The organism is Micromonospora sp. U56 (assembly GCF_018070095.1).
Taxonomy (GTDB): Bacteria; Actinomycetota; Actinomycetes; order Mycobacteriales; family Micromonosporaceae; genus Micromonospora; species Micromonospora purpureochromogenes.
Map to the genome: position 1 here is coordinate 1 of NZ_JAGPYL010000172.1, position 10,735 is coordinate 10,735.

General features: G+C 72.4%; 11 protein-coding genes and 2 pseudogenes. 4 read left to right on the forward strand and 9 right to left on the reverse strand.

What is annotated here, in order from left to right; all coding sequences use genetic code 11:
- Nucleotides 1–87: 87 nt before the first annotated feature.
- Together KBX37_RS36165 and KBX37_RS31690 are read left to right on the forward strand one after the other, a co-directional pair.
- Nucleotides 88–246, forward strand: a pseudogene (locus tag KBX37_RS36165) (low temperature requirement protein A); the annotation flags it as partial.
- Between the two features lie 25 nt (nt 247–271).
- Nucleotides 272–1,246, forward strand: a pseudogene (locus KBX37_RS31690) (low temperature requirement protein A); the annotation flags it as partial.
- Here the strand turns inward: KBX37_RS31690 and KBX37_RS31695 are convergent.
- The 3 genes from KBX37_RS31695 to KBX37_RS31705 all read right to left on the reverse strand — a co-directional run bounded on the left by KBX37_RS31695 (nt 1,224) and on the right by KBX37_RS31705 (nt 2,698).
- Nucleotides 1,224–1,556 carry a YnfA family protein gene (locus tag KBX37_RS31695; RefSeq protein WP_210779523.1) on the reverse strand — a complete coding sequence of 111 codons (333 nt, stop codon included), beginning with the start codon at nt 1,554–1,556 and terminating at the stop codon, nt 1,224–1,226. The pseudogene KBX37_RS31690 and the gene KBX37_RS31695 sit on opposite strands and share 23 nt — an antisense overlap.
- 62 nt (nt 1,557–1,618) lie before the next feature.
- A complete protein-coding gene (locus KBX37_RS31700) occupies nt 1,619–1,810 on the reverse strand; it encodes a CsbD family protein (RefSeq protein WP_210779524.1) in 192 nt (63 codons plus the stop codon).
- Nucleotides 1,811–2,119: 309 nt separating this feature from the next.
- Nucleotides 2,120–2,698, reverse strand: a complete 579-nt coding sequence (locus KBX37_RS31705; protein ID WP_210779532.1) for a TetR/AcrR family transcriptional regulator — start codon at nt 2,696–2,698, stop codon at nt 2,120–2,122.
- 156 nt (nt 2,699–2,854) lie between these two features.
- On the opposite strand from KBX37_RS31705, the gene KBX37_RS31710 reads away from it, so the two are divergent.
- Together KBX37_RS31710 and KBX37_RS31715 are read left to right on the forward strand one after the other, a co-directional pair.
- A complete protein-coding gene (locus KBX37_RS31710; protein ID WP_210779525.1) occupies nt 2,855–3,874 on the forward strand; it encodes an aldo/keto reductase in 1,020 nt (339 codons plus the stop codon).
- Nucleotides 3,875–4,066: 192 nt separating this feature from the next.
- A complete protein-coding gene (locus tag KBX37_RS31715; protein ID WP_210779526.1) occupies nt 4,067–4,633 on the forward strand; it encodes a histidine phosphatase family protein in 567 nt (188 codons plus the stop codon).
- A 23-nt stretch (nt 4,634–4,656) separates the two neighbouring features.
- Here KBX37_RS31715 and KBX37_RS31720 read toward each other — a convergent pair whose 3' ends face one another.
- The 6 genes from KBX37_RS31720 to KBX37_RS31745 form a co-directional block, all read right to left on the reverse strand.
- The gene (locus KBX37_RS31720; RefSeq protein ID WP_210779527.1) at nt 4,657–5,145 is read right to left on the reverse strand and encodes an Lrp/AsnC family transcriptional regulator; all 489 of its coding nucleotides are present in this window, start codon (nt 5,143–5,145) and stop codon (nt 4,657–4,659) included.
- Nucleotides 5,146–5,198: 53 nt separating this feature from the next.
- Nucleotides 5,199–5,420 carry a DUF433 domain-containing protein gene (locus KBX37_RS31725; RefSeq protein WP_210779528.1) on the reverse strand — a complete coding sequence of 74 codons (222 nt, stop codon included), beginning with the start codon at nt 5,418–5,420 and terminating at the stop codon, nt 5,199–5,201.
- Nucleotides 5,421–5,429: 9 nt separating this feature from the next.
- Entirely contained in the window at nt 5,430–6,572 is a 1,143-nt protein-coding gene (locus KBX37_RS31730) for an acyl-CoA dehydrogenase family protein (protein WP_210779529.1), read from the reverse strand.
- The gene (locus tag KBX37_RS31735) at nt 6,569–7,684 is read right to left on the reverse strand and encodes a Xaa-Pro peptidase family protein (RefSeq protein WP_210779530.1); all 1,116 of its coding nucleotides are present in this window, start codon (nt 7,682–7,684) and stop codon (nt 6,569–6,571) included. Before KBX37_RS31735 ends, KBX37_RS31730 begins: the two co-directional genes overlap by 4 nt.
- A 111-nt stretch (nt 7,685–7,795) precedes the next feature.
- The gene (locus KBX37_RS31740) at nt 7,796–8,359 is read right to left on the reverse strand and encodes a response regulator (protein WP_210779531.1); all 564 of its coding nucleotides are present in this window, start codon (nt 8,357–8,359) and stop codon (nt 7,796–7,798) included.
- A partial coding sequence (locus KBX37_RS31745) for an ATP-binding protein (protein ID WP_247659386.1) occupies nt 8,356–10,735 on the reverse strand: 2,380 nt, incomplete at its 5' end. The genes KBX37_RS31745 and KBX37_RS31740, both read right to left, overlap by 4 nt.

Consider the following 10,735-nt stretch of genomic DNA (forward strand, 5'->3'; position numbering starts at 1 on the left):
GGCGCCCCGCCGCCCCCGGGGGGGCCGCCGTCTCCGCCCCCGGAGAACCCCGACACCGCCCCCACCAGCTGACTACCCTGCACACACATGGGATCCGCGCGGCGCGACGCCGACACCGCCGAGCGGGTCACCCCCGTCGAGATCTTCTTCGACGTCGTCTTCGTCCTCACCATCACCCAACTCGCCGACCTGCTCGAGGACCACCTCGACTGGACCGGCGTCGGCAGCACCATCCTGATCCTCGGCCTGCTCTGGTTACCTCTACAGCGGCTACGCCTGGCTCAGCAACCACATGCCACCGCGTCGGCCCGCCGGCAAACTCCTCCTCTTCGCCGGGATGGCCGGCTTCCTGCTCACCGCCGTCGCCCTCCCCGACGCCTTCACCGGCAGCGGCCTGCTCTTCGCCATCGGCTACCTCGTCGTGGTCACCGTCCACACGACCCTGTTCACCCGGAGCACCGCCCGCGCCACCGTTCGTGGCTTCGCCCCCTACAACCTCGCCGCCGCCCTGCTCGTCCTCGCCGCCGGCGTGCTCTCCGGACCCGCCGTGTACGCCCTCTGGGCGGCCGCCATCTTCGTCCAGAGCCTGCTGCCCTACCTACTGCCCAGCCACTCCTGGCTCCGCGTCGCCGCCAGCTTCCGCGTCGTCCCGGCCCACCTGGTCGAACGGCACGGTCTGCTCGTCATCGTCGCCCTCGGCGAGACCGTGGTCACCATCGGCATGGGCGCGCCCCTGAACCACCTCACCCCCACGACGGTGGGCGCCATCGTGCTGGCCCTCGCCCTCCCCGCCGCGCTCTGGTGGACCTACTTCGCCGAGACCGGGGCCATCGAAGCCGCGCTCGACCGCGCCGATCGCGGCGCGCGCAGCCGGATGTCCGCCCACGTCTACAGCCTCGCCCACTTCGCCCTGCTGCTCGGCATCATCGCCACCGCCACCGGCCTGCACGCCACCGTCGCCCATCCCGACTCCCCCACCGGTTGGCCGGCCGCGCTCGCCCTCTCCGGCGGAGTCGCCCTCTTCCTGGTCGGCATCGCCGACATCCGCCGCGTCGTGCGCCACGGCCGCCCGGCCAGCCGCCTGGTCACGGCGGCCCTGGTCCTGGCCACCGTCCCGATCGGCGCCTACGTCAACACCTTCGTGCACCTGGTCGTCGTGATCGCCGCGGTGACCGCGATGCTGGTCGTCGACGGCCACCGGGCCGGGGGCCCGACGCGACCGGTCAGCCGCGCGGCGCGTACATGATGACCGCGACGCCGACCAGGCAGATCGCCGCGCCGGCCAGGTCCCAGCGGTCCGGCCGGAAGCCGTCCACCACCATCCCCCACGCCAGCGACCCGGCCACGAACACGCCGCCGTACGCCGCCAGGATCCGGCCGAAGTGCGGATCCGGCTGGAAGGTGGCCACGAAGCCGTAGCAGCCCAACGCGATCACCCCGGCCCCTATCCACCACAGGCCCCGATGCTCCCGCCAGCCCTGCCAGACCAGCCAGGCTCCGCCGATCTCGGCGAGCGCCGCCAGGGCGAACAGCAGCAGGGACCGGGCGACCGTCACGCCCGCAACGCTAATCGAGCGGTCCCCGGCGGTGTCCCGGGGACCGCTCGTCAGGTTCCTGGTCAGCGGAACGTGTCGCGCGCCCGGCGACCGGCGTTCCTGGGGTCCCCGCCCGTCTGCCGGGCCCGGGCGGTGCTCTGGTCGGCGGCGCCCTCGCCCCGCATCCGCTCGTTGTCGGTGACGTCGCCGATCCGCTCCTTTGCGACGCCGGTGAGCTGCTGGGCCTTGTTCTTCGCCTTCTCCGTGAAGCTCATCTCGCCTCCTGCTGCTCCGGCGGTGCGCGGGACGGAGCGCCCCGCTCCCCGGTGCGTCCCCGGGTGTCGGACCCCGAAACCGCTGCCTGTCCCGGTGACTGCCTGGCTTGTCCGTGCGCTGCCGCACACCGCGTAAGACATCCTAGGATGCAGGCAGGATGGCGCTGGCTGCGGCGACGGCGGGGACACAACCTCTAGCCCGTCCTAGGACAATAGGCGGGTCCGCCTCCGCCCGGCCGATTGGAGCCGCCGCGCTGGTTGGCGGAGCGGGCTGTCCGCCGGTGGCGAGTGAGCTCGTTGCCGACCCCCTCAATGCAGGCGCAGTCCAGCGATGAGGAGCTCGACCAGGCGGCGCGCGTCGTACCGGGGGTCGCTGCCCGCACCGATGCAGAGGTTGCCGACGCCGCGCAGCAGCCCGTAGGCGTCGATGTCCGGGCGGATCTCCCCCGCGGCGACGGCGGCGTCGAGCAGCTGGTCACACACCGGGACGAGACGGTCGAGGAAGTAGGCGTGCAGGGTCTGGAAGGCGGCGTCGTCGGACTGCAGCGCCGCGGCGAGGCCGTGCTTGGTGACCAGGAAGTCGACGAACAGGTTGATCCACTGCACCAGGCCGGCGTGCGGTGTGCTGCTGCCGGCCAGCAGGGCCGGGCCCGCCTCCGCACAGGCCTCGATCTGGTGCCGGTAGACGGCGACGATGAGGTCGGCTCGCGTCGGGAAGTGGCGGTAGATCGTGCCCACGCCGACGCCCGCCCTGGCGGCGATGTCGCGCACGGGCACGTCGACGCCGGAGGTGACGAACGCCGCGGCGGCAGCGTCCAGCAGGGTCTTCTCGTTGCGTCGGGCGTCGGCCCGCTTGCGCGGCACCGGTCGCTCCGCGCCGCTGTCGATGTCGGCCACCGTCGGTTACCTCCACCACTCCACTTGGCATCCGGAACACTGTTCCGTATGTTGGTTACCGGAACACCGCTCCGCTTGTTCAGCATAGCGATGGGGCGAGCGACCCACCAAACGTTGCATCGCTGCACGTCACCAGGAGGAACAGTCATGCAGTACCGCACCTTGGGTCGCACGGGCGTGCAGGTCAGCACCCTCGTGCTCGGCGCCATGAACTTCGGCAGGATCGGCAACACCACCCAGGAGGAAGCCACCGCCATCGTCGACGCGGCGCTCGAGGCGGGGATCAACCTCATCGACACCGCCGACGCCTACAGCGGCGGCCAGTCCGAGGAGATGGTCGGCAAGGCCATCGCCGGCCGCCGCGACGACATCGTGCTGGCCACCAAGGCGACCCTGCCGATGAGCGACGAGCGCAACCGTCGGGGCGGTTCACGCCGCTGGCTGGTCACCGCGCTGGACGACAGCCTGCGCCGCCTCGGCGTCGACCACGTCGACCTCTACCAGATGCACCGGTGGGACCCCGCGACCAGCGACGAGGAGACGCTGTCGGCGCTGACCGACCTGCAGCGCGCGGGAAAGCTCCGCTACTTCGGCTCCTCGACCTTCCCGGCCTACCGCATCGTGCAGGCGCAGTGGGCCGCCCGGGAGGGGCACCTGAGCCGCTACGTGACCGAGCAGCCGGGCTACTCGATCCTGCAGCGTGGCATCGAGACCCACGTGCTGCCCGTGACGCAGGAGTACGGCATGGGCGTGCTCGCCTGGAGCCCGCTGGCATCGGGCTGGCTGTCCGGCGCGATCCGTGCCGGGCAGGAGATCCGCACGAACCGCTCGGGCTTCATGCAGCAGCGCTACGACACCAGCATCCCCGCCAACCGCGCCAAACTCGACGCCGTCGAGCAGCTCGCCACGGTCGCCGACGACGCCGGCCTCAGCATGATCCAGCTCGCGCTCGGCTTCGTCACCGCGCACCCGGGCGTGACCAGCGCGATCATCGGCCCCCGCACGATGGACCACCTCCGCTCGCAGCTCGCCGCCGCGGACACCGTGCTCTCCACCGACGTGCTGGACGCGATCGACGCGATCGTGGCTCCCGGCGTCGACCTCGCCGCCCACGAGAAGCACGACACCCCGCCCGCCCTGCTCGACCCGGCGCTGCGCCGCCGCTGACCCCTCGGCACGTCAGCAACCAGGCGGCTGACGGGGCATGGCTCGCGCCAGCCGCCTGGCACGTCGCAGCGCCATCCAGCAGGTCCGGCGCCGCGTGGTGGCGCCGGCGCCGCTTCCGCCAACCAGCGCGGACTTCCGCGACTATCGCGGGCAGCCACCGCCGACCCGGGCCGGTCCTGGTTGACTGGGGGCATGAGCGAGATCCTCCTGGTCCGGCACGGCGAGACCACCTGGAGCGCCAGCCGCCAACACACCTCGTACACCGACCTGGCCCTGACGCCCGACGGCGAGCGGCAGGCCCGCGCCCTCGGCGCGGTGCTGGTCGGCCGACGGTTCGCCCGGGTGCTGTCCAGTCCCCGCCAGCGCGCCCGGGCCACCGCGCAGCTCGCCGGCCTCACGGTGGACGAGGTGGACGACGACCTGGCCGAGTGGAACTACGGCGAATACGAGGGCCGGACCACCGTGGACATCCAGAAGGACGATTCGCGCTGGAACATCTGGACCGACGGCTGTCCGGGAGGGGAGACACCGGAGCAGGTCGGCGAGCGGGTCGACCGGTTGCTCGCCCGGGTCACTCCCCTGCTCGACCACGGCAGCGTCGCCCTGGTCGGACACGCGCACAACCTGCGCGTCGTCGGCGCGCGCTGGATCGGGCTGCCGCCGTCCGGCGGCGGCAAGCTCCGGCTGGACACCGCCACGGTCAGTGTGCTCGGGCACGAGCACGGGCGCCCCGTCATCCTCCGCTGGAACGGGAGCTGAGGGAACGGGAGCTGACCGGCCCGCTAGGCCTCACCGTTGGCGCGCGGCCGCACCCGGGTCCGCGGATCGAGGTCGATCTTCGGCGGCCGCCCCTCGTACGGGGTGGAGAGCACCACCGTGGTGCGGGTGGTGACGTTGGCCGCGGTGCGGATCTCCTGGAGCACCCGCTCCAGGTCGGCCGGGCCGGCCACCCGCACCAGCAGCAGGTAGAAGTCCTCCCCCGCCACCGAGTAGCAGGAGTCGATCTCGGGCAGGTGGGCCAACCGCTCCGGCGCGTCGTCCGGCTGCGACGGGTCGAACGGGCGGATCGCCACGAACGCGGTCAGCGGCAGGTCCAGCGCCTCGAAGGAGACCCGGGCGGCGTAGCCGTTGATCACCCCGCGCTGCTCCAGCCGGCGGACCCGCTGGTGCACCGCGGAGACCGACAGCCCCACCTTCTCCGCCAGATCCGTGTACGACAGCCGACCGTCAACGGTCAGTGCGGCGACGATGGCGCGGTCGATCTCCTCCACGGCGTGCAACCTACCGGGTCCGAGCCCGGGGTGCGACGACCGGCCGGCCGCGGTCACGCTGGGCGGGCCGTCCGGTCGCGCACCGCATCGGCCGCGTAGTTCAGCACCTCGGCCATGTCCCCCTCGTCGAGGAAGGGCAGGTCGGTGAGGATGTCGGTGACGGACATCCCCCCCGCCATCATCGCCAGCAGGGTGGCCACCGGGATCCGGGACTGCCGCACGCAGGGCGCGCCGCCCATCACCTCGGGGTCGACGGTGATCCGGGGGAAGGGCACCGGGACAGGCTAGCCCCTGGCCAGCGCCCGGGAGATCACCAGCCGCTGGATCTGGTTGGTGCCCTCGACGATCTGGAGCACCTTCGCCTCCCGCATGTACCGCTCCACCGGGTGGTCGACGACGTATCCGGCGCCGCCGAGCACCTGCACCGCGTCGGTGGTCACCCGCATCGCCACGTCGGTGGCGAAGAGCTTCGCCTTCGCCGCCTCGATCGAGTACGGCCGGCCGGCGTCGCGCAGCCGGGCGGCGGAGAGCGTCAGCGCCCGGGCGGCGGAGATCTGCGTGGCCAGGTCGGCGAGGTTGAAGCCGAGCCCCTGGAAGTCGATGATCGCCTGGCCGAACTGGCGCCGTTCCTTCGCGTACCCGACCGCGTAGTCGAGGGCGGCCTGGGCCAGCCCGACCGCGCAGGCGGCGATGCCGAGCCGGCCGGAGTCCAGGGCCGACATGGCGATGGTGAAGCCCATGCCCTCGCCGCCGATCAGCCGGTCGGCGGGCACCCGGGCGTCGTCGAAGGCGATCTGCGCGACCGGGGAGGCGTGCAGGCCCATGGTGCGTTCGGCGGCCTGCGGGTGCAGGCCCGCGGTGTTCCGGTCGGCCAGCAGGCAGGAGATGCCCTTCGGGCCGGGGCCACCGGTGCGGCAGAAGATGTTGTAGAAGTCCGCGACCCGGGCGTGCGTGATCCACGCCTTGGTGCCGGAGACGACGTACGAGTCACCGTCGCGGACGGCCTTCGTGGTCATCGCCGCCGCGTCCGAGCCACCCTGCGGCTCGGAGAGGCAGTACGCCCCGAGCAGCTCCCCGCCGATCATGTCGGGCAGCAGCTTGCGCTGGGCGTCGTTGCCGAACTGGGCCACCGGGTAGCAGGACAGGGTGTGCACGCTGACCGCCTCGGCCACGGCGAGCCAGCGGCTGGCGAGGATCTCCAGCACCTGGAGATAGACCTCGTACGGCTGGGCGGCGCCGCCGTGCTCCTCGGCGTAGGGCAGGCCGAGCAGGCCGGCCCGGCCCAGGGTGCGCAGCACCTCCCGGGGGAACTCGGCGCGCTCCTCGAACCCGGCGGCCCGGGGGGCCAGCTCGCGGTCGGCGAGTTCGATGGCGAGTTCAAGCAGGTCGTGGGCCTCGTCGGTGGGGAGGATCCGGTCGACAGTCATAGCGCGATGAGCTCCGTGGGGGTGGTGTTGAGCCGGTGTACGCCGTCCGTCGTGCAGACGACGATGTCCTCGATGCGGGCGCCGTGTCGGCCCGCGAGGTAGATGCCGGGTTCGATGGAGAACGCCATGCCGGGCTCCAACGGCCGGGAGTTGCCGGCGACGACGTACGGCTCCTCGTGCCCGTCCAGGCCGATGCCGTGGCCGGTGCGGTGCAGGAAGGCGTCGCCGTACCCGGCGGCGGTGATCGGCTCGCGGGCGGCCGCGTCGACCGCCTCGGCGGTCACCCCGGGCCGGACCGCGGCCACGGCGGCGCGCTGCGCCGCGTGCAGCACCTGGTAGTAGTCGGTGAACTCGGCCGGGGCGCGCCCGCCGGCGAGATAGGTGCGGGTGGAGTCGGAGCAGTAGCCCGAGGGCATGGTCCCGCCGATGTCGACGACGACCGGTTCGCCGGCCTGGATCGGGCGGTCCGAGGTGCCGTGGTGCGGGCTGGCGCCGTTCGGGCCGGCGGCGACGATGACGAAGTCCACGGTCGCGTGGCCGGCGGCGCGGATCGCCGCGTCGATGTCGCTGGCCACCTCGGCCTCGGTCCGCCCCGGCCGCAGCCACTCACCCATCCGGGCGTGCACCGCGTCGATCGCGGCGCCCGCCTCCGCCAGGGCGGCGACCTCGGCGGGCGACTTGCGCACCCGCAACTCGCGCAGGACCTCGCCGGCCAGCCGCTGGGTCGCCCCGGGCAGCGCGGCGCGCAGCGCGAGGACCTGCTCGGCCCACATCCGGTCGGCCAACCCGACCGCCGCGACCGGTCCGCCGAGGGCGGCGGTGACCAGCGGGTACGGGTCGGTGCCGTCGGCGTGGTCGACGATGCGCACGCCGGTGGCCGGTGCCGGGGACGCCTCGGCGGCCGGACGTTCCAGGGCGGGGACGATCAGGGTCGGCTCGCCCTCGGCCGGCAGCAGCAGGCAGGTCAGCCGCTCCCCCGCGTGCGCGTCGTAGCCGGTCAGGTAGCGCAGGTCGGAACCGGGCGTGAGCAGCAGCGCGTCCAGGCCGGCGGCGGCGGTGGCGCGGCGCGCGGCGGCCAGCCGGTCGGGCGGATACAGCTCGGCGGTTCCCACCCCGTCAGCTTAACGGTCGTTTGGGCGCCCCCGGGAGTCGGTCGCCGGTCCGGAGTCACCCGCCCCGTCCGCCCCCCCGGGGCACCGGGTCCCGGGAGGCGGACGGCGGCGTCAGCTGCTGAGCCAGCGGTGGATGCAGTGCAGCAGGTCGTCGGCGTCGACCGGCTTGGTGACGTAGTCGCTGGCGCCCGAGGAGATGCTCTTCTCCCGGTCGCCGTGCATCGCCTTGGCGGTGACGGCGATGATCGGCAGCTCGGCGTAGCGGGGCATGGCCCGGATCGCCGCCGTGGCGGCGTACCCGTCCATCTCCGGCATCATCACGTCCATCAGCACCAGGTCGATGTCGTCGTGGCGCATCAGCGTCTCGACGCCCGTGCGGCCGTTCTCGGCGTAGACGACGTCGATGCCGTGCAGTTCCAGGATGTTGGTCAGCGCGAAGACGTTGCGGGCGTCGTCGTCGACGACCAGGACCTTGCGCCCGGTCAGCGCCGCGGCGAACGCGTCCCCGGCCGGCGCGGCGTCGGCGGTGGCGGGCGTGAGCGGCACGACCCGCTCGGGGCTCTCCGCCGACAGGTGCAGGGCGATGCGCTCGCGCAGGTCGTCCAGGCTGCGCAGCACCTCCAGCGGCCGGTCCTTGGCGATGGCCTGCAGCAGCGTCTCCTGGCCGGCGGTCAACGGCTGCCGTGGTAGGCCAGCACCGGCAGGCGGTGCAGGTCCGGGTGGTCGTCGAGCGCCTTGAGCAGGGCCGTCCCGCCCTCGACGGACATGTCGAGGTGCAGCACCAGCAGGTGGTGCCGGTGTGCGGTGAGCGCCTCGATCGCCGAGGCCGTGTCCACCGCCGTGGACACGTCGACCGCGTGCTCCGCCGGCCCCGCCGCGACGCCCTGGGCCAGCATGGTGAGCAGGCCCTTGTCGTGTCCCTCGAGCACCAGCAGGCGCCGCTGCTCGGTACGCCGGTAGGTTTCCGGCTCCGCCCCGACCAGGTGACCGTTGAGCGGGCCGGCGGAGTCGGCGCCGTACGGTCCGACGACGGTGGCGGGCAGGTAGAGGGTGAAGGTGCTGCCCTGACCCAGGACGCTCTGCGCGGTGATCCGGCCGCCCAGCAGGTGGGCGATCTCGCGGCTGATGGAGAGACCGAGGCCGGTGCCCCCGTACCGGCGGCTGGTGGTGCCGTCGGCCTGCTGGAACGCGTCGAAGATGGCGGTCAGGTGCTGCTCGGCGATGCCGATGCCGGTGTCGATCACGCGGAACGCGATGACGGTCTCCGCCGGCTCGACGCCGCCGGGCAGCTCGTCCGGCCGGGCCCGCTCGATGCGCAGCTGCACCCTGCCCTGCTCGGTGAACTTGACCGCGTTGGAGACCAGGTTGCGCAGCACCTGGCGCAGCCGCTGCTCGTCGGTGTGCAGGGTGGTGGGCACGTCCGGGCCGGTGACGATGTCCAGCTCCAGCCCACGCGGCGTGGTCAGCGGGCGGAAGGTGGCGTCGACGTAGTCGCGCAGGACCGACAGGTCGAAGGTCTCCGGGTTGATGTCCATCTTGCCGGCCTCGACCTTCGACAAATCGAGGATGTCGTTGATCAGCTGCAACAGGTCGGTGCCGGCGGAGTGGATCACCGTCGCGTACTCGACCTGCTTGCTGGTCAGGTTGCGGTTCGGGTTCTGCGCGAGCAGCTGGGCCAGGATGAGCAGCGAGTTCAGCGGGGTGCGCAGCTCGTGGCTCATGTTGGCCAGGAACTCGGACTTGTACTTCGAGGCGAGCGCGAGCTGCTGGGCACGCGCCTCCAGCTCCTGGCGGGCCTGCTCGATCTCGGAGTTCTTCGTCTCGATGTCGTGGTTCTGCCGGGCCAGCAGCGCCGCCTTGTCCTCCAGCTCGGCGTTGGAGCGCTGCAGCTCCTCGGAGCGGGCCTGCAGCTCCTCCGACCGGGTCCGCAGCTCGGCCGCGAGGCGCTGGGACTCGGTGAGCAGGATGTCGGTACGGGCGTTGGCGACGATGGTGTTGACGTTCACCCCGATGGTCTCGGTGAGCTGGTCGAGGAAGTCGCGCTGGATGTCGGTGAACCGGCTCATGCTGGCCAGCTCGATGACGCCGAGCACCTGGTCCCCGAAGAGCACCGGCAGCACCACCAGGTGCAGCGGGGCGGCGGCACCCAGGCTGGACGAGACGGTCACGTAGTCGGCCGGCACCGCGTCGACCACGATGGCCCGCTTGCTCACCGCCACCTGGCCGACGAGGGAGTCGCCGAGGGCGTAGCGGCGCCGGGTGGCGTCGTGCCCGTAGCCGCCGACGACCCGCAGCGCCTTGCCCTCGGACAGGTCGTCGACCAGCAGGAACGTGCCGAGCTGCGCGGAGACCAGGGGCGCCAGCTCGTTCATCACCAGACCGGCGACCACCTCGAGGTCGCGGTGACCCTGCATGAGCCCGGAGATGCGGGCCAGGTTGGTCTTGAGCCAGTCCTGTTCCTGGTTGGTGCGGGTGGTCTCGCGCAGCGACTCCACCATCGAGTTGATGTTGTCCTTCAGCTCGCCGACCTCGCCCGGGGCGTCCACCGTGATGGACCGGGTCAGGTCGCCGGTGGCGACGGCGCTGGTCACCTCGGCGATCGCCCGCACCTGGCGGGTCAGGTTGCCGGCCAGCTCGTTGACGTTCTCGGTGAGCCGCTTCCAGGTGCCGGAGACGCCCTCGACCTCGGCCTGACCGCCGAGGCGGCCCTCGCTGCCCACCTCCCGGGCCACCCGGGTGACCTCGGCGGCGAAGCTGGAGAGCTGGTCGACCATCGTGTTGATGGTGGTCTTCAGCTCCAGGATCTCACCGCGGGCGTCGACGTCGATCTTCTTGGTCAGGTCGCCCTGCGCCACCGCCGTGGTGACCTGGGCGATGTTGCGGACCTGGCCGGTGAGGTTGTTCGCCATCGAGTTGACGTTGTCGGTGAGGTCCTTCCAGGTGCCCGCGACGTTGGGCACCCGGGCCTGACCGCCGAGGCGTCCCTCGGTGGCGTTCGCCGTCGGCAACGTGGTCTTCGCCGCCGGCGTGGTGGTGCTCAGCGTGACCACC

Coding starts and splice junctions, on each gene's coding strand:
- KBX37_RS31730 (WP_210779529.1), bottom strand. CDS start 6,572: ATGACTGTCGACCGGATCCTCCCCACCGACGAGGCCCACGACCTGCTT.
- KBX37_RS31700 (WP_210779524.1), bottom strand. CDS start 1,810: ATGAGCTTCACGGAGAAGGCGAAGAACAAGGCCCAGCAGCTCACCGGC.
- KBX37_RS31710 (WP_210779525.1), top strand. CDS start 2,855: ATGCAGTACCGCACCTTGGGTCGCACGGGCGTGCAGGTCAGCACCCTC.
- KBX37_RS31715 (WP_210779526.1), top strand. CDS start 4,067: ATGAGCGAGATCCTCCTGGTCCGGCACGGCGAGACCACCTGGAGCGCC.